The 22,095-nt window shown below is 58.2% G+C and carries 20 protein-coding genes; 15 read left to right on the top strand and 5 right to left on the bottom strand.

Annotation, left to right across the window (positions count from 1 at the left end; all coding sequences use genetic code 11):
• The first annotated feature begins 45 nt into the window (after nucleotides 1-45).
• A complete protein-coding gene (gene flgM, locus PU683_RS08570) occupies nucleotides 46-342 on the top strand; it encodes a flagellar biosynthesis anti-sigma factor FlgM (protein WP_277171096.1) in 297 nt (98 codons plus the stop codon).
• Nucleotides 343-360: 18 nt separating this feature from the next.
• A complete protein-coding gene (locus PU683_RS08565) occupies nucleotides 361-804 on the top strand; it encodes a flagella synthesis protein FlgN (protein WP_277171095.1) in 444 nt (147 codons plus the stop codon).
• Nucleotides 805-1,661: 857 nt separating this feature from the next.
• Here PU683_RS08565 and PU683_RS08560 read toward each other — a convergent pair.
• Nucleotides 1,662-3,320: an SgrR family transcriptional regulator gene (locus PU683_RS08560; protein WP_277171094.1), complete on the bottom strand. Its 1,659-nt coding sequence runs from the start codon at nucleotides 3,318-3,320 to the stop codon at nucleotides 1,662-1,664.
• A gap of 216 nt (nucleotides 3,321-3,536) precedes the next feature.
• Between PU683_RS08560 and PU683_RS08555 the strand changes: the two genes are divergently transcribed.
• Genes PU683_RS08555 through PU683_RS08540 form a run of 4 tightly spaced genes read left to right on the top strand, consistent with a single transcriptional unit; the run spans nucleotide 3,537 to nucleotide 6,513 of the window.
• The gene (locus tag PU683_RS08555; protein WP_277171093.1) at nucleotides 3,537-4,088 is read left to right on the top strand and encodes a peroxiredoxin; all 552 of its coding nucleotides are present in this window, start codon (nucleotides 3,537-3,539) and stop codon (nucleotides 4,086-4,088) included.
• A gap of 28 nt (nucleotides 4,089-4,116) precedes the next feature.
• Entirely contained in the window at nucleotides 4,117-5,337 is a 1,221-nt protein-coding gene (locus tag PU683_RS08550) for a protein-disulfide reductase DsbD family protein (RefSeq protein ID WP_277171092.1), read from the top strand.
• 8 nt (nucleotides 5,338-5,345) lie between these two features.
• A complete protein-coding gene (locus tag PU683_RS08545; protein WP_277174242.1) occupies nucleotides 5,346-5,894 on the top strand; it encodes a sigma-70 family RNA polymerase sigma factor in 549 nt (182 codons plus the stop codon).
• Complete coding sequence (locus PU683_RS08540) at nucleotides 5,881-6,513, top strand: DUF1109 domain-containing protein (protein WP_277171091.1); 633 nt, start codon at nucleotides 5,881-5,883, stop codon at nucleotides 6,511-6,513. Before PU683_RS08545 ends, PU683_RS08540 begins: the two co-directional genes overlap by 14 nt.
• A 3-nt stretch (nucleotides 6,514-6,516) precedes the next feature.
• Here PU683_RS08540 and PU683_RS08535 read toward each other — a convergent pair whose 3' ends face one another.
• The 4 genes from PU683_RS08535 to PU683_RS08520 form a co-directional block, all read right to left on the bottom strand.
• The gene (locus PU683_RS08535) at nucleotides 6,517-7,587 is read right to left on the bottom strand and encodes an ABC transporter ATP-binding protein (RefSeq protein WP_277171090.1); all 1,071 of its coding nucleotides are present in this window, start codon (nucleotides 7,585-7,587) and stop codon (nucleotides 6,517-6,519) included.
• Nucleotides 7,580-9,349, bottom strand: a complete 1,770-nt coding sequence (locus PU683_RS08530; RefSeq protein WP_277171089.1) for an ABC transporter permease — start codon at nucleotides 9,347-9,349, stop codon at nucleotides 7,580-7,582. The genes PU683_RS08535 and PU683_RS08530 overlap by 8 nt, the downstream gene beginning before the upstream one ends.
• Nucleotides 9,350-9,424: 75 nt before the next feature.
• On the bottom strand, nucleotides 9,425-10,513 hold the full coding sequence (locus tag PU683_RS08525) for an ABC transporter substrate-binding protein (protein WP_277171088.1): 1,089 nt from the start codon (nucleotides 10,511-10,513) through the stop codon (nucleotides 9,425-9,427).
• Nucleotides 10,514-10,744: 231 nt separating this feature from the next.
• Nucleotides 10,745-11,119, bottom strand: coding sequence for a DUF3592 domain-containing protein (locus PU683_RS08520; protein ID WP_277171087.1), 375 nt, complete (start codon nucleotides 11,117-11,119; stop codon nucleotides 10,745-10,747).
• A gap of 222 nt (nucleotides 11,120-11,341) precedes the next feature.
• Between PU683_RS08520 and PU683_RS08515 the strand changes: the two genes are divergently transcribed.
• From PU683_RS08515 to tcp, 9 genes are all read left to right on the top strand, one after another.
• Nucleotides 11,342-12,268, top strand: a complete 927-nt coding sequence (locus PU683_RS08515) for an aminoimidazole riboside kinase (RefSeq protein WP_277171086.1) — start codon at nucleotides 11,342-11,344, stop codon at nucleotides 12,266-12,268.
• 163 nt (nucleotides 12,269-12,431) lie between these two features.
• Nucleotides 12,432-13,949 carry a carbohydrate porin gene (locus PU683_RS08510; RefSeq protein WP_277174241.1) on the top strand — a complete coding sequence of 506 codons (1,518 nt, stop codon included), beginning with the start codon at nucleotides 12,432-12,434 and terminating at the stop codon, nucleotides 13,947-13,949.
• Between the two features lie 64 nt (nucleotides 13,950-14,013).
• Nucleotides 14,014-15,384 carry a sucrose-specific PTS transporter subunit IIBC gene (locus tag PU683_RS08505; RefSeq protein ID WP_277171085.1) on the top strand — a complete coding sequence of 457 codons (1,371 nt, stop codon included), beginning with the start codon at nucleotides 14,014-14,016 and terminating at the stop codon, nucleotides 15,382-15,384.
• Nucleotides 15,384-16,793: a sucrose-6-phosphate hydrolase gene (locus PU683_RS08500; protein ID WP_277171084.1), complete on the top strand. Its 1,410-nt coding sequence runs from the start codon at nucleotides 15,384-15,386 to the stop codon at nucleotides 16,791-16,793. The genes PU683_RS08505 and PU683_RS08500 overlap by 1 nt, the downstream gene beginning before the upstream one ends.
• A gap of 29 nt (nucleotides 16,794-16,822) precedes the next feature.
• Complete coding sequence (locus PU683_RS08495) at nucleotides 16,823-17,830, top strand: substrate-binding domain-containing protein (protein ID WP_277171083.1); 1,008 nt, start codon at nucleotides 16,823-16,825, stop codon at nucleotides 17,828-17,830.
• Nucleotides 17,831-17,971: 141 nt separating this feature from the next.
• The gene (locus PU683_RS08490; protein WP_277171082.1) at nucleotides 17,972-18,283 is read left to right on the top strand and encodes an ArsR/SmtB family transcription factor; all 312 of its coding nucleotides are present in this window, start codon (nucleotides 17,972-17,974) and stop codon (nucleotides 18,281-18,283) included.
• A gap of 2 nt (nucleotides 18,284-18,285) precedes the next feature.
• A complete protein-coding gene (locus PU683_RS08485) occupies nucleotides 18,286-18,810 on the top strand; it encodes a rhodanese family protein (RefSeq protein WP_277171081.1) in 525 nt (174 codons plus the stop codon).
• A 66-nt stretch (nucleotides 18,811-18,876) separates the two neighbouring features.
• Nucleotides 18,877-20,301, top strand: a complete 1,425-nt coding sequence (locus tag PU683_RS08480; RefSeq protein WP_277171080.1) for a DNA cytosine methyltransferase — start codon at nucleotides 18,877-18,879, stop codon at nucleotides 20,299-20,301.
• A gap of 113 nt (nucleotides 20,302-20,414) precedes the next feature.
• Complete coding sequence (gene tcp, locus PU683_RS08475; RefSeq protein WP_277171079.1) at nucleotides 20,415-22,079, top strand: methyl-accepting chemotaxis citrate transducer; 1,665 nt, start codon at nucleotides 20,415-20,417, stop codon at nucleotides 22,077-22,079.
• Nucleotides 22,080-22,095: the final 16 nt, after the last annotated feature.

Here is a 22,095-nt window from a genome sequence, read left to right as displayed (position 1 = left end):
TATCTTTATTACAGGCCACACATCAAAGATATCACCAGGACACTTATGAATATTGAACGCACTAGTCAAGCACGCGCAATCCAGGCGACCACCGCACAACAGCAGGGCGAGCCGCGTGCCAAGTTTGACGATATGGGCACAGCGGCGACATCTGACGATCGGGCAAACGGTACTCAGGTCAAGCTGAGCCAATTGATGCAACAATTCAAAACTGACAGTAGCCGTGATATCGACACCGCACGCGTTGCTGAAGTTAAGGCGAAGATGGAAGCAGGCGAGCTGACGCTGGATAGCGACAAGATTGCCAGCGCACTGGTCCGCGACATCTTTCAGTTCTCATAATCCTGACGAATAGTAGAGATGGAAAATTTATCCGTAATATTGAAAAAACTCACCGGCCTGCTGGAGGAGCTGGAGAGCACGCTGGTTGAAGAGAATGGTCAGCTAAGCCGGGCGCAGATCAATCCGGTTTCGCTGCAAATTATCTCTGATAATAAAAGCCGACTGCTGGCCGCCATCAACTTTTATGATGAGCAGCGTAAGCAGGAGGAGAACCAGCAGAAGATCGCTTCTCCTTATGCTCATAAACCGCAGCTGGCAGCGCTGTGGAGCGGCATTACTTCAGTAGTGAAAAAATCGAGCGAGCTGAACCAGAAGAATTATCAGCTGCTGGAGATGCATATGAAGAAGGTTAATGACGTTAAGCAGATCGTCAGCCGGGCGACGTCGACGACGCAACTCTATGGGCAGAGCGGCAATCACAGCAATGATGGTTCCGGCAATGTCTATCGCATCTCCGTGTAACCTCCCTTCCTCTTCCCCGCAATTGAAAGCAGGCGCTCGCCTGTCTGCCGGTGCCGGGAACAGGCGAAATACGCTTCGCGCTGTTCCCGCCAGGCTTTAACCAGCATTTTCCACTGCGCACTTTTCCTCCCCAGGCCAACCGCAAAAATTACAACTTCTTTTTTACGCCATCCCGCGCCAGCCAACGCTTCGCGCTGTTTTACAAATTAAAATGTTTCAAAATATTTCATAAAAACAGGCCTGAGAATTGCCTCTTTGCGCAGGAAAAAACAAAAGCGCTGATTTTGATCCCTTTTTTCCGGTTAAAAAAACTGTACTACTACGCAGTTACAGCCGAATAAATGCCACACAAATTTTAATGAAATTATTCGATGAACATCTGCGCAAGCAAAACAAAAAAAAGCGTATTTACGACACCCGTGGAAATAGCGAAAATAGATTCACGCACTGCATCAGGACGTTTTACCGGTAATACGAAATGATGGCTCTGTGAAAATCCCCTCTCGAAAAGGCTCGTTTTTTCCAGTTGCCTTATACCGGGAAGGTCGGTGACTTAACTCAATTACTGCCAACATATTCCAGTAATGAGTCGTCATATGTGATGTATAACCACTCTTTTCGATAGCCACCTTCGGGTGGCTTTTTTTTACTTATTTTTCATAAGCCTAAAAAGAGAAGGTAAAAAAATCGCGCCATGCGTTCATTGGCGATAAGAATTTACCTGGAATAAAGGGCTGACCGGCAAGCTCACAATGTAAATATACGTAAGGATTACCGCTTCGCTGAATAATAGTTACTGTTTTACCGCTCCGCTTATTTCTCTTTTATTAACGCGGCTACCTGATCTATTCCGCCTGTCACTCTCCCTTAATCGCGTTATTAAGTGTTGTTCCCCCCTCCTCCTCCCGTTCGTCAGTCCAGATACGGCTGTAATCCGGCCACTCTTGCGCATAGCAGGCGATATTTTTGATGCAGGCAGGTGTCGTCAGGCGGTAACGCTGGGCGCACAGCGGCACCACCAGATGATGCTTTTTAAGAAACCGCATCATCCGCCGGATACGCGCGCTATGACGTGCCGCCGGGCCGGCATTAATGCGATCAAGCAGCTGGACACCACGTAGCCACTCCGCATGCCCCCAGAACCAGGTCCACATCTCACTGTGACGATAGCGCTCCTCCAGACTGAAGGTTTCATGCGGATCAAAGCGCAGAAAGCCGAGGCAGAGATCCTCCTCCTCCCACTGCTGATTGGGCAGCAACCAGTGCGAAACGCTGATGGGATTGGTCTGTACCGTACAGCCGCGGTAGCGCAGGCTTTTGACTAACTCATCCACCAGCTTTTTCATCTCGGTGGATCGAAAGTAGGTGATCTTGAGCGTGGCGGGCAGCAGCGCCTGAGCGGGTACCTCATTTGGCGGCTGTAGCCAGTCAGGCAGCTGTGCCAGCGTCTCTTCGCGCTCCATCAGCGCGCGGCTCAAGGAGCGCGCAATCTGGCGGATCACCGCCTGTTGAGTCAGGCTCAATCGGCCGCGCCGTTGATTGAAAGTGACATAGTAAAACGCATCGCTACTTTCACGGGTGATCATCGGTTCCGGCGTCAATTGTGAGCGCGGCGTATCGAGGCGCACCAGCGCCGGTGAGGGTGTTGCGACCAGCGGCGTGCTGTAGACGATCTCGCTCGCCTGCGGCATTTCACCGTACCAGCCGGGCGCGCGGGTGAGGATCATCTGCGCATCGGAATGGCTGCCAAGCTGAAAAGGCCCGAGGCCCACCACGCCATTTTCCGGGTGCGACAGTGCGTAGACCGGGCTTGCCAGACGATAGAGCAGCATCGCGTCCGGCTGGTTAAGGTGGATGATCAACACATAATCCTGCACGATGACATCCGTCACATGGGGCAAACCAGGCCCGCCCGCATAACGCTGTAGCGTGGTCTGCAGCTGCGCAGGCGCTACCGGCTCACCGTTGTGCCACACCAGCCCCCGGCGCAGCATAAAGTGCCAGCTCAACCCATCTTCACTGACGCGGATCGTGTGCGCCAGCCCCGGAACCGGCTCGGCCTGCTCCGGCAGATGGCGCGTCAGCCCCGCATGTACCATTTGCAAAATATGTCGTCCGGCGCGATCGGTATGAATAGAGGGCACAGGTGCCTGTAGCGGGCGATAAAAAGAGATGTGATAGTGAAAGCCATCGTTTGAATAGGAGGTTCCCAGCTTTGCCGGCACGCTTTTCGCCTCTGCCGCAGGCGTGTTATTGCCGAGCATATTCTCAAGCGCCGCTACGCTCATCTGGCACTGCAACACGCCGAGCGCCCCGCGACCTGGTCTGGAGCGCCAGATAAGCCATCCCTCCTCCTGCATCTCCTGCAACAAGGAGCGCGCATAGCGCGCCGTGCACGCTAACGTGTCGGCGATTTGCGCCAGCGATAACTCATGTCGGTGCGTACTGTATTTCGCCAGTAGCCGGTTATAACGGCGCAGCAGGCTGCCCTTCTCAATAGCGGAGTAATAAACCATTGTTTATTTACCATGATAAACAGATAACGACAGGGGATTCGATACGATGGCGAGCGCTGTAATGAATATAGCATATTAGATAAATCTTATGATTTCGTCCGTCCGCTGCGGCGCTGTATGAGATTTTTCACTTTTTTTTCACCGCCAGCGAAACCTTTTCCTCTGCGCCAGCGAACTGTAGATGAACGCACACTTAACGTTGACCTGGAGCGCACAATGACCCCGATAAAAAAACTTTTTCTGAGCCTCTCTGCCGCAGCCCTGCTGAATGTTGCCAGCGCCCAGGCGGCGCTGCCCACCGGTTCGCAGGCACCCGATTTCCAGTTACAGGGGGCGCTGGCGGGAAAACCGCTCACCCTCTCCCTTAAGCAAGCGCTGCAAAAAGGGCCGGTGGTGCTCTACTTCTTCCCGGCGGCATTCAGTAAAGGGTGCACTATTGAAGCCCACGCCTTTGCCGAAGCGACCGATGATTTTAAAAAGCTCGGCGCGACGGTGATTGGCGTTACCGCCGGTAATACCGATCAGGTGGATGCCTTCTCCAAAGAGGAGTGTCGCGATAAATTTACCGTTGCCGCCGATCCGGGCGCGAAAGTGGCGGCGCAATACGACACGCTGATGGAGATGAAGGGCAAAACCCTCTCCGATCGCACCTCTTACGTTATCGCGCCGGACGGCAAGATCCTGCTGAGCTACACTGACAGAAACCCGGAAACGCATATCCAGAAAACGATGGACGCGGTGAAGCAGTATGCGAAATCCCATTCGTAACTAACCCTTTTTCCGGCAGAGAAGCGCTATGTTAACCGCCATGCTCGCCGCCTTCGCAGGCGGCATTATTCTCAACTTTATGCCCTGTGTATTTCCGATTATCTCGCTGAAAGCGCTGGGCCTGCTGCGCCATACCCAGGATCTCAGGCAAACCCGCCGTGAAGGGCTGGGCTTTTTGCTCGGTACAGTGGCAACCATGCTGATCCTCGCCGGGATCCTGCTCGCGCTGCGCGCTGGCGGCAGCGCCGTTGGCTGGGGCTTTCAGCTCCAGTCGCCGCTGGTTATTGCCGCGCTGGCGCTGATTGTGCTGGCGGCGGCGCTCAACCTGCTCGGCGTGTTTGAAGTGGGTCTTTCTGTACAGCGGGCCGGGGAGATCCGTGTTGAGCGCGGGGCGTTTATCCGTGCGGCACTGACCGGCGCGCTCTCCATTATTGTGGCAACGCCCTGCGCCGCGCCGTTTATGGCTGGCGCCATTGGCTACGCGCTGGTGCAGCCGCCCGCCGTCGCGCTGGCGATCTTCTTCGCCCTTGCGCTCGGCTTTGCCGCACCGTTTAGCCTGATTTCGCTCTTCCCCGCCCTCGGCAAATGGCTGCCGCGCCCCGGCGCGTGGATGAGTACCCTGAAACGCGGGCTGGCTTTTCCCATGTTCGGCGCGTTTGGCTGGCTGGTGTGGGTGCTGGCGCAGCAGGCAGGCACCACAGCGCTGGCAGCGATCATTGCCGCGTCGGTAGTGGTGAGCTTCGCCGCCTGGCTCTATGGCATGGCACAGCAGCGCCGCTTCGCCGGGCGCGGCCATAAGGGGCTCTTCACCGCGACGGCACTGCTGATAGTAGCCGCCCTTGCGCCACTCCCGTCGGTGGTGAAGAGCGGCGCGGCGCTTGCCTCATCGCAGGTGGAGGAGACCAGTTGGTCGCCGCAAAAAGTGGCGGAGAATCGCGGGCACGGGAAAGCGATTTTCGTCAACTTCACCGCCTCCTGGTGCATCACCTGCCAGGTGAATGAGAAGACCTCACTCTCAACCCAGGCGGTCAAAACGGCACTGGCGAAGAGCGGCACGCTCTATATGGTGGCGGACTCGACAAAATTTAACGCCGATATTGATGACGCGCTCAACGAGCTCGGCCAGGGCAGCCTGCCGCTCTATGTCGTCTACCCGGCGGATGGCGGTGCGCCGACCATCCTGCCGCAGGTGTTAACGCCGACGATCGTGGTTAACGCCCTGAACGCAGCGAGCGGCAAAAAAACCTAAGGCGGATGATGGAAAAAGAGGTGGCAGCGCGGGAAGAGTGGCCGCATCTGATGGCCCGGGCGCAGGCAGGCGACGGTCAGGCCTATACCCGCCTGCTCAAAGCGCTGGTGCCGGTTATCCGCACGCTTGCGCATAAGCAGATCGCCGACGACGAGCTGGTCGACGATGTGATTCAGGATGTGCTGTTGACCCTGCACCGGGTTCGCCACACCTACGATCCCGCCGCGCCATTTTTGCCCTGGCTAATAACGATTGCCCATGCCCGTACGGTGGATGCGCTGCGCAAACGCGGCCGCCACCAACAGCGGGAGGTGGCGGATGAACGGCTACCGGAGCCGGTGGCAAGCTCACCCAGCCTGCATGAGGAGGAGCTTGCGGCGCTGCTTGCCCAGCTACCCGCACGCCAGCGTGAGGTGATTGAGCATTTTCACCTGCGCGAAATGAGCCTTGCTGAAACCGCGACGCAGCACAACCTGACGGTCTCCGCCGTCAAATCGCTGCTGCACCGCGCCCTGAATAATCTTCGTCGGTTAGGAGCCCTTCATGGCCGATCATGAGTGGTTAATTGAGAAACTTGGCCGTTCGGCAGAGCCGGTGAAACGGCCCTGGCGCAGCAGCTGGCGTGTGGCGAGCTGGCTTGCCGTGGCGCTGCCCTGTGGGGTGATAGTCAGCCTGCTGTTAAACAGAACGCAGACCGACTGGTCGCACACCGGGGCATCGTGGGCCATGTTGCAACTGCTGCTCACCTTCGCCACCGGCACGCTGGCAATCCGGAACGCCTTTCTGATCAGCATTGCCGGGCAGCGCCCGCTCGGCTGGGGCTGGTTTGCGCCGCTGATCGGCCTCTGGCTGGCAACAACCTTTTTGAATCTGCATCTGCATCGCGCTCCGGCAAGCGGCGTGGTCGAGGGGCCAAACTGCTACCTCTTTATGCTGGCGGTGAGCGTGCCGATGGCGGCGATAGTGGTCGGTTACCTGCGCCGCACCCGCACGCTCTTTCCCGCCCGCAGCCTTGGCGCTGCGGGTGCAGGCGTCGCCTGTATGGCGCTGAGCCTGCTCTCGCTTTGTCATCCGACGCACATTAGCGCGGCGGATCTGCTGATGCATATTGCTGCGGTAAGCACCATTGTGCTGCTTACCGTTGTGCTCGGTTATCGCTGGGTTTCCCTGCCGTAGCCATCACTTTTTCGGGAAGATCCATAGCTGATCGGCAGGCAGCACCACGCGGTAGTTTTGCGCCGCGCGCGACTGCGTACCGTAGACGCGCACCACATAATCATCGACCGGCGTGCGGAAGAGATACTCCCAGCGGTCGCCAAGATACATGCTGGTGAGCATCGGCAGATCCAGCGAGTTATCCTGCGGCGTCTCCGTCAGCCGCAGGCTCTCTACGCGGATCACCGCCGTCGCCTCCTGTCCCGCGCTGACGCCCGGACCGGCAACACCCCACAGCGCCCACTGCGCCCCTTCGATGCGCGCCCGACCGTTGGAGACTTCCGTCACTTTGCCATGCAGGCGGTTGTTGCTGCCCATAAACTCGGCGGTAAAGAGCGTTGAAGGCTTGCTGTACATCTCCTGCGGCGTGCCCTGCTGCTCAATCACCCCGTTGTTGAGCAACAGGATGCGGTCGGAAATCGCCATCGCCTCATTCTGATCGTGTGTCACCATCAGCGCCGACAGCCCGAGCTTGACGATCAACTCGCGCAGGAAGACGCGCGCCTCTTCGCGCAGCTTGGCGTCGAGGTTGGAGAGCGGTTCGTCGAGCAGGATTACCGGCGGGTTATAGACCAGCGCGCGGCCAATGGCGACGCGCTGCTGTTGGCCTCCCGAAAGCTGATGAGGGTGGCGCTGGCCGAGCGCGCCGAGTCCAAGCTGATCGAGCACACTCTGCACCCGCTGGCTCATCTCCTGGGTGGCGATTTTGCGCAGCTTCAGCGGATAGGCAACATTCTCAAATACGGTTTTATGCGGCCACAGGGCGTAGGACTGGAACACCAGCCCGAGATTACGCTCCTCCGCCGGCACTTCGCTGCGCGGTGTGCCATCGTAGACCACGTTTTTGCCAATGGTGATGCGCCCCTGGGTGGGCTTCTCCAGCCCGGCGACGGCGCGCAGCAGGGTAGTCTTTCCGCTGCCCGAAGGGCCAAGCAGCGAGACCACTTCGCCACGTTTGAGATCCATCGACACGCCCTTTAATACCGGGTTGTCGCCGTAGGTCAGGTGTAAGTTCTCTACCGTTAGCTCAATCATGTAATTTCACTCCAAAACGCAGGGCCACACCAAGACCGATGACCACCAGCAAAATATTGATAAACGAGAGGGCCGCGACAATATCGATAGCGCCCGCCGCCCAGAGCGACACCAGCATTGAGCCGATGGTTTCGGTGCCGGGCGAGAGCAGATACACCCCGGTGGAGTATTCGCGCTCAAAGATCAAAAACATCAGCAGCCAGGAGCCGATGAGACCATAGCGCGACAGCGGCACCGTCACATGGCGGGTCACCTGCCCGGCACTCGCGCCGGTGCTGCGCGCCGCCTCTTCCAGCTCCGGCCCGACCTGTAGCAGGGTTGAAGAGATAAGCCGCAGGCCATAGGCCATCCACACCACGGTGTAGGCCAGCCAGACGCTGAAGATGGTGTTGCGCAGCGAGCGCAGCCAGACAATCAGGTTGTCACGCAGCCACTCGGAGACCGGCAGACCCGACAGCCAGCCATTTTTCAGAGATTGATCGAGCCACATCGGTAAGAAGAGGAAGACCCACAAAAAGGCCAACCCGGCGAGCAGCCCCGGTACCGCGCGCGGCACCAGCACGCTGTAGTCGAGGAAACGGGTGACGTTATCCTGCTTGCGGTGCATAGCGATGCCGACAAACAGATAGCAGATCACCGCCAGCGCGCCGCCGAAGACGCCAATCGCCATCGAGTTAACAATCGCCCGCAGCAAGTTCGGCTGCTGCCAGATATTGCGGAAGGTCTCCAGCGAGACGTTATCCCACAGCGGGACGCCAACCCCCCAGTGGGAGATAAAGGCGCGCAGCACCACGCCCAGCAGCGGCACACCAATGGTGACCGTCAGCCACGCCACCACCACGGCACCCGCTACCCAGCGCCATTTGCCCAGCGGCAGTGCGCGCGCCTGCGACGCTTTGCCCTTCATGGTGACAAAGCGGTTAGCGGTGCGCATTAAGCGACGTTGCAGCATCACCAGCGGAATAGTGATGCAAATCAGCACCACTGCCACTGCGGCCATCAGGTGATAAGAGGGAGTACCGAGTTTGTTGGTCAACTTATAGAGGTAGGTGGCCAGCACCATGTTGCCCTCGGGATCGCCGAGTACCAGCATCAGGCCGAACACCTCCAGCCCAAGGAAAAAGAGCAGGACGCAGGCGTAAAGAATGGAGGGGCGAACCATCGGCAGGCTAACGGAGGTCATCACCTGTAAAGGCGACGCCCCCACCGTGCGCGCGGCCTCCTCCACATCCGAGCCGACGCTGCGCAGCGCCGATGAGATATAGAGATAGGCGTGCGGGACGTGCGTCAGCCCGGCGATCACCACAATGCTGAACATCGAGTAGATATTCCACGGCACAAACCCCAGCAGCTGCTGCGCCCACTGCGACAGGAAGCCCACTGGCCCGGCGGAGACGACATAGCCAAAACCCAGCACCATCGGCGAGACGAAAATGGGCACCAGGATTAGCGGCTCAATAAAACGCCGCCCCGGCAGGTCGGTACGCACCATTAAGAATGCGAGAATGCCGCCGAGCGGAATGGCAATAAACACCAGCCCGAAGGCGAGAATAAAGCCGGACTTTAAGGCGAGGTAAAAATCGGGGTCGGTGAAGATAAAGGCGAAGGATTCGAGGCTCAGCTCCTTGCTGCGGGAGAAGAAAGGCGCTGAAAGAAAACTCTGTACGACGATAAATAATAACGGAACGTAGATCACCAGGGCGGTAATCAGGACCGTTACGCCGCGCGGTAACCCTTGCCATTTTCTGCGCACGATATTCATAGAAGATCCCTGTGGTCAGAAGATGAGAGAGAAAGGGCTGTGTGCGGACAGCGCCACACACAACCGGCAACGCCTCTATTTCCCGGCGGCGGTGCGCCACTGTTTAATAAATTCGAGACGCTTTTTCGGCTCCAGATACTCAAGCAGCGACTCATCAACCGGGATCGGTTTCAGGGCATCGCCGAGCAGTTTGGTCATGCCGTCGATATCATTACTGCCTTCGATATCGTTACGCAGGGAGGGAATATCTGCCTGGCTTGCGAGTATGCTCTGCCCTTTTTCGGAGAGCACATAGTCAAACCACAATTTCGCCGCGTTGCTGTGTTCCGCTTCGGCACTGATAAAGGAGACGCGCGACAGCACCAGCACATAATCTTTCGGGTAGGAGACGCCTAAAGATTTATCCGCTTTCGCGCGCGCTTCGGCGTAGGAGCCGAGGATGTTATAGCCCACCAGGTTTTCACCGGAGGAGACGCGCTCCATCATGGTGCCGGTGGAGGATTGCACCGTCAGGCCGCCTTTGGCGATATCTGCAAGATGGGTGAAATACTCTTTATCATGTTTGCTGTCTTCAACGGCGAGCATAAAGCCAAGCCCCGATTTTTCGATATCGTAGGTGGTCACTTTGCTCTTGAACTTATCGGTCTGGCTGGCAATCAGCTTTGCCAGCGCAGTGTGGGAATCCGGAACATCGCCCTGCGGGATCAGGCGTTTGTTATAGATAAAGACCACCGGCTCGTAGGTGGTACCGTAGGCTTTGTTTTGCCAGACCGCCCATTTCGGCAGTTTGCTCTGTTCAGGGGAGGCATACTCATCGGCGTACTCGGTCGCCAGCTTCAGCGCGGTGTCCATTGACGAACTCCACACCACGTCGCCGCTGCCACCGCCGGAGGCCTGCTCGCTGAGATAACGGTTATACAGTTCGGTGCTGTTCATATCGTTATATTCAACTTTGATACCGGGATATTGCGCTTCAAACCCTTTGATCAGCGGCCCAGCGGCTTTGGTGTCGGTCGTCGAGTAGACCACCACTTTGCCCTCTTTGGTGCCGGCATCGACGATTTTCTGATAATCCGCCGGGTAGCCCGCAGGGACCGCTGCGAGAGCGGCAGAGGAAAAGAGAGCCGCCACTACGCCCGCCAGTACGCTTTTTTTCATCTCCATGAACAAACCCCTATTTATCATTTTGTAAACACAAATTTAACATATAGCGCCTTAGCCACCCGATGCAACGCGAAGGGGTCTTTTTTGCGGGTTTTGTGACATTGAAGGGATTTACGCTAATTACGCCATTATTTTACCGACAGTTAGCGGCATTTTATTCAGAACGGCGTTTTGTTCAGGATGAAAAATGGCAGGGCAAAGCGGTAAGAGTTGTTTACGCTTTTTAACAAATCAATCGCCGAGGATAAGGGGGCGATCGTACAGCACAACATGCTCCGGTTTATGCGGGTCATATTTTATGGTGGTGCCATCCCCGGCGGCCAGGCGGTTCGCATCCTTATACGCCAGCGGCACGGTGATAGAGGCCTGCTCAACATGCCCTTCCCGCGTGGTAAACCGCACCCCTATTTCGCACCAGACCGAGGTGCGATCCATCCTGTTCGTGCGATGAAAAGCAACGATATCAGCATTAGCAGCAATACCGTGTTTACAGACATGGGCCTCAATAAAAAGCTTTCGCACCCAAACGAACGCTTTGTACATCAGCCACAGCATCACTATCACAGCGATGCTGCTCAACATCTCGTAAAGCGGTTTTAGCGTCATTTTTCGTCCTGATGTTGCAATTTTCCTCGAAAGCGCATTTTTCCACTCTTCAATGCGTGATAAAAGCCCCCGGATTTCATTGCTTTTTTACACCAACATACTCTTCCCTCTATCAATCAGAAGCGGCTCTACATCCCTAAAGCGCAATAAACCCACCATCAGTATTGAATGGCTAAACCGGTTTAGTTAATGTTTAGCGGTACTCATTATTGGGAGAAAATCATGTCAGCTCGAGTCTGGTGTCTGGGTGACGCCGTGGTGGATTTGCTACCGCAAGGGGATGCCTGCCTGATGCAGTGCCCCGGCGGCGCACCGGCCAATGTCGCGGTCGGCATTGCGCGCTTACAGGGAAATAGCGGTTTTATCGGTCGCGTCGGCGACGATCCCTTCGGCCACTTTATGCGTCAGACGCTGGCGAAAGAGCAGGTCGACACCGCCTGGATGCGCGCCGATGCGCAGCATCGCACCTCCACCGTCGTAGTGGCGCTCGATGAAGAGGGTGAACGCTCCTTTACCTTTATGGTGCGCCCGAGCGCTGACCTCTTTCTCGCTGAAGCGGATCTGCCGCCGTTTGCCCGCGGCGAATGGCTGCACTGCTGCTCGATTGCACTGGCGGCTGAGCCTTCACGCTCCACCACTTTCAGCGCCATGGAGCGGGTGCGCAGCGCGGGCGGATTTGTCAGCTTCGACCCCAATATTCGCCACGATTTATGGGCCGACAGCGCCCAGCTTCGCCACTGCATTGAACGCGCGCTGGTGCTGGCGGATGTGGTGAAACTCTCGGAAGAGGAGCTGGCGTTTATTGCCGACGCGCCCGCTGACGAGGTGAGCCTGCCTGCGCTGGCGGCGCGTTATGGCCTCACCCTGCTGCTGGTCACTCAGGGCAAAGCCGGAGTGAAAGCCTGCCTGAATGGTAAGTGCTACCACTACCCGACGCTGCCGGTGATAAGCGTGGATACAACCGGCGCGGGCGACGCCTTTGTTGCCGGTCTGCTGTGGGGGCTGGCGCAGCACGGCCTGCCCGATGGCGAAACGCAGCTGGCCGCGCGGCTGGCGAGCGCGCAGATCTGCGGCGCGCTGGCAACCACCGCCAAAGGAGCGATGACCGCCCTGCCCTGGCGCCACCAGCTTGAGGAGCAACTCGCCTGACGTTGCGCGCTTACGTCTCGTTTTGCGAGCCGTCTCACATTCACTAAACCGGTTTAGCTAATTTCATTGCGTCCTGAAATTATGCGCGATTATGATTCGACACCTAAACCGGTTTAGCAAAAATAACTCTGTGATGATGGCTCTTCCTTAGGGATGCAAAATGATGAAAAAAAGCACGCTCGCCATAACCCTTGGTCTTATTCTCAGCGCGGGAGCGGCACAGGCCGCCGATCCGAGCATGAGCAGCATTGAAGCCCGTCTTGCCGCGCTGGAGCAGCGCTTACAGGCCGCTGAACAGCGTGCCAATGCCGCCGAAAGCCGCGCGCAGGCTGCGGAAAAACAGGCTCAGCAGCTGGCAGCCGCCCAGCAAAAAACCGCCACCACCACCACGCAAGTTGAGCAGCGCACCGCCAAACTGGAGCAGAAAGCCAGCGATGAAGGCGGCTTTGAGTTCCACGGCTACGCCCGCTCCGGCCTGCTGATGAGCGATTCGGCGAGCAAAACCCAGGGCGGTCCGACCGTGACGCCAGCCGGCGAGACCGGCGGCCATGTGGGTCGTCTGGGTAACGAACCGGATACCTATGTCGAGATGAATCTCGAACATAAACAGACCCTCGCCAACGGCGCGACGACCCGCTTTAAAGTGATGCTCGCCGACGGCCAGCGCACCTATAACGACTGGACCGCCTCCACCAGCGCTCTCAACCTGCGTCAGGCCTTTACGGAAATCGGCCATCTGCCGAGCTTTACCGGCGCCTTTAAAGACTCCACCGTCTGGGCCGGGAAACGCTTCGATCGCGATAACTTCGATATTCACTGGATCGACTCCGATGTGGTCTTCCTCGCCGGGACCGGTGCCGGGGTATACGACATGAAGTGGAGCGACGAGGCGCGCAGCAACCTCTCCCTCTACGGCCGCACCTTTGGCGATATCGAAAACAGTGAAAACAGCGCGCAGAACTACATCCTGTCGCTGAACAACTACTATGGCCCGCTGCAGCTGATGGTCAGCGGCATGCGCGCGAAGGATAATGACGACCGCCTCGATCTGGAAGGCAATAAAGTGAAGAGCGACGCGGCGGACAACGGCGTTCATGCCCTGCTCGGCCTGCACAACGACAGCTTCTACGGCCTGCGTGAAGGCTCGGCGAAAACCGCGCTGCTCTACGGTCACGGCCTCGGTGCGGAAGTGAAAGCCATCGGCTCCGACGGCGCGCTGCTGTCGCAGGCCGATACCTGGCGCCTGGCGAGCTACGGCATTACGCCGCTCGGCGGTGGCTGGCACATTGCCCCGGCGGTGCTGGCACAGAGCAGTAAAGATCGTTACGTCAAAGGCGACAGCTACCAGTGGGCGACCGCCAACGTGCGCCTGATTCAGGGGCTGACGGAGAACTTTGAAATGCAGTATGAAGGGACTTATCAGTACATGGATCTGCGCCCGGAAGGCTACAACAGCCGCAATAACGTGAGCGGCAGCTTCTACAAACTGACCGTTGCCCCCACGCTGAAAGCGAGCGATGTCGGCGAGTTCCTCAAGCGCCCGGAAATCCGCCTGTTTGCTACCTGGATGGACTGGGATCACCGGCTGGATAACTACGCCGGTGACGACGCCTTCGGCAGCGCTGGCTTCAAGGCCGGCGGTGAATGGAACTTCGGCGTACAGATGGAAACCTGGTTCTGATAGCGCGGCCCCTGCGGGGGCCGTTTGCGTAGCCTGAAAGCTCAAAAACAAGACAGAGGTTGTTATGGATTTTGCACAAATTTCCCGCTCGCTGCTGCCCTTGCTCGGCGGCAAAGAGAATATCGCCAGCGCCGCGCACTGTGCGACGCGCCTGCGTCTGGTGCTGGTGGACGACGCGAAAGCAGACACCGCCGCGATTGGCAAAATCGACGGCGTGAAGGGCTGTTTTCGTAATGCCGGGCAGCTACAGGTCATCTTCGGCACCGGGGTGGTGAACAAAGTTTACGCCGCGTTTATTGCCGAGGCGGGGATTAGCGAGTCGAGCAAATCGGAAGCCGCGGACATCGCCGCACGTAAGCTGAACCCGTTCCAGCGCATCGCCCGTTTGCTGTCGAACATCTTCGTGCCGATCATTCCGGCGATCGTCGCCTCTGGCCTGCTGATGGGACTGCTGGGGATGGTGAAAACCTACGGCTGGGTCAACCCGGATAACGCGCTTTATATCATGCTCGATATGTTCAGCTCGGCGGCGTTTATCATTCTGCCGATCCTGATTGGCTTTACCGCCGCGCGCGAGTTTGGCGGCAACCCCTATCTCGGCGCAACGCTTGGCGGCATCCTCACCCACCCGGCGCTGACCAACGCCTGGGGCGTGGCGGCGGGCTTCCACACCATGAACTTCTTCGGCATTGAGGTGGCGATGATTGGCTACCAGGGGACGGTCTTCCCGGTACTGCTGGCGGTGTGGTTTATGAGCATGCTGGAAAAACAGCTGCGCCGGGTGATCCCGGACGCGCTGGATCTGATCCTCACCCCATTCCTGACGGTGATCATCTCCGGCTTCATCGCCATGCTGATTATTGGCCCGGCGGGCCGCGCGCTGGGCGACGGCATCTCGTTTGTGCTCAGCACCCTGATTGCCCACGCGGGCTGGCTGGCGGGGCTACTGTTTGGTGGTCTCTACTCGGTGATAGTCATCACCGGCGTGCACCACAGCTTCCACGCCATTGAGGCGGGGCTGCTCGGTAACCCGTCGATTGGCGTTAACTTCCTGCTGCCAATCTGGGCAATGGCTAACTTTGCACAGGGCGGCGCGTGCCTGGCGGTGTGGTTTAAAACCAAAGACGCGAAAATCAAAGCGATTACCCTGCCCTCGGCCTTCTCAGCGATGCTCGGTATTACCGAGGCGGCGATTTTCGGTATCAACCTGCGCTTTATGAAACCGTTTATCGCCGGGTTAATTGGCGGCGCGGTCGGCGGCGCGTGGGTGGTGTCGATGCATGTCTATATGACGGCGGTGGGACTGACCGGGCTGCCGGGTCTGGCAATTGTGCAGGCCAGCTCGCTGCTTAACTATATTATCGGTATGGCTATCGCGTTTAGCGTCGCCTTCATTCTCTCCTTCTTGCTGAAATACAAAACGGACGCGGAATAATGGCATCTGATTCTCTGCTGCCCGCCATTTTACAGGCGGTGATGAAAGGCCAGCCGAAAGCGCTGAGCGACGCCTTCTACCCGAGCTGGCACCTGGCGCCGGTCACCGGGCTGCTCAACGATCCCAATGGGTTTATCCAGATGGGTGGGCGTTACCATCTGTTTTACCAATGGAATGCGCTGGGCTGCCAGCACCAACATAAGAGCTGGGGGCACTGGAGTTCAGCGGATTTACTCCACTGGCAGCATGAGCCTATCGCGCTGATGCCTGACGAAGAGTATGACCGCAGTGGCTGCTACTCCGGTAGCGCCGTGGATAACGACGGCGTACTGACGCTCTGCTACACCGGCAACGTTAAGTTTGACGACGGCACGCGCACCGCCTGGCAGTGTCTGGCGGTGCAGAACCGCACCGGCGGTTTCGACAAGCTCGGCCCGGCGATCCCGCTGCCAAACGGCTACACCGGACACGTACGCGACCCGAAAGTGTGGCGACACGGCGACATCTGGTACATGGTGCTCGGCGCACAGGATCTCACCTTACAAGGCAGAGTGCTGCTGCTGCGCTCAGAAAACCTGTGGAACTGGCAGAATCTTGGCGAGATTGCCGGTAGCGGCCTCAACGGCCTGGGCGATGCGGGCTATATGTGGGAGTGCCCGGATCTCTTCACGCTCGGCGACAGCACCTATCTTATCTGCTGCCCGCAGGGGATTACGCGCGATGAGAAGCGCTGGCTCAATACCCATCCGAGCGCTTATCTCAGCGGCGAGCTGGATTACGCTAACGCGCAGTTTCGCCACGGCGAGTTTCATGAGCTGGATGCCGGGTTTGAGTTCTACGCTCCGCAAACCACGCAGAGCGAAGATGGCCGCCGTCTACTGGTCGGCTGGATGGGTGTACCGGATGGGGAAGAGATGCGCCAGCCTACCGTCGCCAATGGCTGGATCCACCAGATGACCTGCCTGCGCGAATTAACCTCGCGCAACGGTAAGCTTTATCAACAGCCGGTCGTCGAGCTTCAGGCGCTGCGCGACGCCGGGCAGATTTTCAACGGCCACGCCGATGCGCTGCCCGCGCTGGATGCCGCGTCGCTGGAGTTAATCGTGGAGAGCGCAGGCGATATCACGCTGAACTTCGCTGACACACTGATCCTTGAGTGGAGGCAGAGTGAACTGCGTCTCGCGCGCAGAAGCTTTGAGAGCGGCGAGTGGCACTATCGCTACTGGCAAGGCGCGGCGCGCAAGTTGCAGATCCTCTGTGACCACTCAAGTGTGGAGATCTTTATCAATGACGGCGAAGGGGTGATGAGCAGCCGCTACTTCCCGCAGCAGCCTGCGCACTTAACGCTTACGGGCGATGCAGAAGTGCGGGCGCGCTACTGGTCGTTACGTGCTTGCATGGTAGAATAAGCGCTTGTTTCTTTGAGCGATGCCAAACCGTGAGAAAACCTAAACGCGTTACCATCAGTGATATTGCCGCGCTGGCGGGGGTGTCAAAAGCCACCGCCAGCCTGGTGCTTAACGGCCGCGGCAAAGAGCTGCGCGTCGCCCAGGAGACGCGCGAGCGCGTGCAGGCGATTGCCCAGCAGCACCACTATCAGCCCAGTATTTACGCGCGCCTGCTGCGCGAAAACCGCAGCCATACGCTGGGGCTGGTGGTGCCGGAGATCATTAACTATGGTTTCGCCGTTTTCTCTCACGAGCTGGAAAACCTCTGTCGCGAAGCGGGTCTTCAGCTGCTTATCTCCTGCACGGATGAAAACGCCAGCCAGGAGACCGTGGTGGTGAATAACCTGGTGTCGCGCCAGGTTGATGGCCTGATTGTCGCCTCCAGCATGTTGAACGACGCCGACTACGTAAAGCTGAGCGAACAGCTGCCGGTGGTGCTGTTTGACCGCCATATCAGCGACACCCAACTGCCGCTGGTGATCACTGATTCGCTGACCCCCACCGCCGAGCTGGTTGAGCGCCTGGCGCGCGCCAACCCGGACGAGATCTATTTTCTTGGCGGCCAGCCGCGCTTATCGCCGACTAAAGATCGTCTGGCGGGCTTTATGCAGGGCCTTGAGCGCGCTGGCGTCACGCCGCGCCCGGAGTGGATTATTCACGGTAACTATCACCCGAGCAGCGGATATGAGATGTTCGCCGCTCTCTGCGCGCGCCTCGGCCGCCCGCCAAAAGCGCTGTTTACCGCCGCCTGCGGCCTGCTCGAAGGGGTGCTGCGCTATATGAGCCAGCATCACCTGATGGAGAGCGATATCCATATCGCCAGCTTCGACGATCACTATCTCTATGATTCGCTCTCTCTTCCCATCGATACCGTCGAGCAGAATATCCCGCGCCTGGCGCAGGACTGCTTCGATATCATCACGCAGCTGGTGGACGGCAACGAACCGGCCACGCCGCAGCGCATTCTTCCTGCCACGCTGCGCTGGCGTCATCCGTAGCTTACCCAGGCGTGGCGCGGTGGTGCCGCGCCAACTCCGTCAGAACCGGCTTACTCTGTGAGCGCAGCGGATGCACGTTGCGCTTGCTTCTTTCCCATTTGTATTTTAGATTTTCCTAAATTTAGAAAAAGCTAAAATATCATGTCACCCTCGAATATTACGCAGTTACAGAACCAGGCAGAGCAGGCCGCTGCGCTGCTGAAAGCGATGAGTCACCCGCGACGGTTGCTGATTTTGTGCATGCTCTGCGATGTGCCCGGCACCCATGCGGGCGAGCTCTCGGCGTTGACCGGTCTTAGCCCGTCGGCCACTTCGCAGCACCTGACACGCATGAAGGATGAGGGGCTGATTGAGAGCGTGCGTCAGGCGCAACGCATCACCTACTTCATCAAAGATCCCGCCGTGAACCATATCGTTAACACACTCAAGGGCATCTACTGCCCGGAGGTCTGAATATGCACTACAGCACCATCACCCCGCGCGATGCGCGTATACAGCAGCAGCAGGGCGTGCCGCTGATTGATATTCGCCAGCCAGATGAGTTTCGCCGCGAACATCTGCCCGATGCCCTCTCCCTGCCGCTGGAGGATCTGCTGGCCGGTAAAAGACTGAGCAGTGAAAAACCCGCGCAAACGGTGATTTTCCACTGCCAGTCCGGGATGCGTACCCAGAAAAATGTTGAGGCACTAATCCAGGCCGCCGCGCCTGCTCAGGTGATGCTGCTTGAAGGGGGGCTGGCGAACTGGAAGCGCGCGGGTTTGCCAACGGTGCAGGATAGCGCTCAGCCGCGCCCGCTGATGCAGCAGGTGCAGATCGTCGCGGGCAGCCTGGTGCTACTTGGCGTGCTGCTCGGCTACCTGCTCAATCCGGCACTCTTTCTGCTCGCCGGGTTTGTTGGCGCAGGCCTGCTCTTCGCGGGATTAAGCGGCTGGTGCGGCATGGCGCTGCTGCTGGCGAAGATGCCGTGGAACCGATCCTGATGTGCGGCATTTCTCCTCCGGGTCAAATGAGTGATATATTTCCCGGCCTACACCCAAGGAGACGCCATGGCGGAATTTGATTCACTCGCGCAGGAAGAGCTGGCGCAGGCAGAAGCTTTGCAGCAACAGGCACGGGATCGTGCGCTACTCAACCAGGTACTCGACATCTATGGTCAAAAGTATGTGGCAGAGCAGTTAAAGAAAGCGGGCAAATCTGAGTGGAGCCGCGAAGCGCTCAACCGCTGGGTTAACGGCAAAAGCGCGGCGAAAACCCTCACCGCTGCCGAAGAAACCCTGCTGCGCGGGCTGCTGCCCTCCCCGCCCGCGCACCATCCCGATTACCGTTTTCGCTTTATCGATCTCTTTGCCGGTATTGGTGGCATCCGCAGCGGGTTTGAAGCGATTGGCGGGCAGTGCGTCTTTACCAGCGAGTGGAACAATAACGCGGTGCGCACCTATAAAGCCAACTGGTATAACGACAGCGCCACGCACACCTTTAATCAGGATATCCGTGAAGTGACGCTGAGCGGCAACCCCGCCATCTCTGAAGCGCAGGCCTACGCCCATATCGCGCAACATATTCCTGAACATGACGTCTTGTTAGCCGGTTTCCCCTGCCAGCCCTTTAGCCTTGCAGGCGTCAGTAAGAAGAATGCCCTCGGGCGGGCGCACGGCTTTGAGTGCGAAGCGCAGGGGACACTCTTTTTCGACGTTGCGCGGATTATCAAAGCCCGCCGCCCGGCCATTTTCGTGCTGGAAAACGTCAAAAACCTCAAGAGCCACGATAAAGGCAAGACCTTCAGCGTGATCATGAATACGCTGGATGAGCTGGGCTACGACGTCGCTGACGCAGAGGCCTCGGGCAAAAACGATCCGAAGATTATCGACGGCAAACACTTTCTGCCGCAGCACCGTGAGCGCATTGTGCTGGTCGGTTTTCGCCGCGACCTCAATCTCGCCAACGGCTTTACGCTGCGCGATATCGACCGCCTCTATCCGCAGCAGCGCCCGACCTTTGGTGAACTCCTGGAGCCTGTCGTCGACAGTAAGTATGTGCTCTCGCCCAAACTGTGGGATTACCTCTATCGCTATGCCAAAAAGCACGCAGCCAAAGGTAACGGCTTCGGCTTCGGGCTGGTCGATCCCACAAACGCCGACAGCGTGGCGCGCACCCTCTCGGCGCGCTATCACAAAGATGGTTCTGAAATTCTTATCGATCGCGGCTGGGATAGAGCGCTGGGCGAGGCAGACTTTACCCACGCGGAGAACCAGGCGCGTCGTCCGCGTCGCCTGACGCCGCGCGAATGTGCCCGCCTGATGGGCTTTGAGAAGGTGGGCGAAAAGCCGTTCCGCATCCCGGTTTCTGATACCCAGGCGTATCGCCAGTTCGGCAACTCGGTGGTGGTGCCGGTGTTTGCAGCGGTGGCCGAACTGCTGGCTCCGCGCATCGATCTGGCGGTGAAACAGCGGAAAAAGAAGAGCAAACTGTGACGCATAAGACACTTCACTGCGCCGGGGTGAGGTGTTTGATAAGCGATCGTAAAGTTAACAGGGGCCAGGTCGATAGTAGTTGAGCAATCCCGACTCTTTTACGGACTATGACCATGCTCAAAAACATACGTGTTATTACCGGCATCATTATCGCGCTTTCGATATTTTGCCTTCTTCAACTGGTCACCGGGGGTCTTTTTTACTCGGCGGTCAATAACGACCGGGTAAATTTCCAGAACACCGGCGTTCTGAATGCGCAGCAAGAAAACCTTGGCGACAGCGTGAATACGCTGATCAAAACCCGCGTCACCGTCACCCGCGTGGCGATCCGCTTCCTGAAAAACCAGCGCGATCCGGCCTCCCTTGCCAGCATCGAAAAGCTGCTCAACACCGCAACCGATTCCCTGCAGAAATCTGAAGCCTATTTCAGTAACTATAAAAGCACGCCGCGCGTCGCCGGGCAGGAGAGCGCACTGGCGGACGACGTCGCGCAGAAGATCACTAAAATGCACGATGTGTTGCAGCAGTCGATCGCCTTCCTGCGCGCTAACAACTATGAAGCCTATGGCAACCTGGATGCGCAGCAAGCGCAGGATGAGATGGATGCCAGCTACGCCAAATGGCGCACCGAAAACAACACCTTCCTGCAGGCCGCCGCACAGCAGAACCAGCATAGCTTTACCAGTATGCAGTGGACGCTGGGGGTAATTCTGCTGGTGGTGATTGCGGTGATGGTGATGATCTGGCTCGGCCTGCAGCACCTGCTGCTGCGCCCACTGCACAGCATCATGAACCATATCCGCGCCATTGCCGGCGGCGATTTGACGCAGCCGATTGCGGCACAGGGGCGTAACGAGATGAGCCAGCTGGCAGCCGGTCTGCATGAGATGCAATCTTCGCTGGTGAAAACCGTTAGCGCGGTGCGCAGCAGTTCAGACTCGATCTATACCGGTGCCAGCGAAATCTCGACCGGCAATAACGATCTCTCTTCACGTACCGAGCAGCAGGCCGCGTCGCTGGAAGAGACCGCCGCCAGCATGGAGCAGTTGACTGCAACGGTGAAACAGAACACCGATAACGCTCGTCAGGCGTCGCAGCTGGCGAAAACCGCTTCTGACACCGCTGCGCGCGGCGGTCAGGTGGTGAGCAACGTGGTACGCACGATGAGCGAGATCTCCGACAGTTCCCAGCAGATTGCCCATATTACCAGTGTAATTGACGGTATTGCCTTCCAGACCAATATCCTGGCGCTTAACGCCGCCGTGGAAGCTGCGCGCGCGGGCGAACAGGGTCGTGGCTTCGCCGTGGTGGCAGGTGAAGTACGCACGCTGGCAAGCCGCAGCGCGCAGGCGGCAAAAGAGATCAAAACGTTAATTGAAAACTCCGTCAACCGCGTCAACTCCGGCACCACGCTGGTTGCGGAAGCGGGCGATACCATGAAAGAGATCGTCAATGCGGTGACTCGCGTGACGGATATTATGGGCGAGATCGCCTCGGCATCCGATGAGCAGAGCAAAGGCATTGAGCAGGTGAGCCTGGCCGTATCGCAGATGGATAGTGTGACGCAGCAGAACGCCTCGCTGGTGCAGGAGTCCGCCGCCGCGTCCGCTGCGCTTGAAGAGCAGGCCGAGCAGCTGCGTCAGGCCGTTGCCGTGTTTCGCGTCAACGGTCACAGCGCGCTGTTGAACGCCAGACCGGGTAAACCGAGCGCCGCACCGCTGCGCCCTGTGGCCACCGCCAGCACGGGCAGCAGCGACAGCAACTGGGAAACCTTCTGACAGCCAGCCGCGCGTT

The organism is Candidatus Kosakonia sp. 282A-S69, from assembly GCF_029433855.1.
Taxonomy (GTDB): domain Bacteria; phylum Pseudomonadota; class Gammaproteobacteria; order Enterobacterales; family Enterobacteriaceae; genus Kosakonia; species Kosakonia cowanii_A.
Note: the sequence above shows the minus strand (reverse complement) of the source record. Positions and strands in the feature narration are given on the sequence as shown.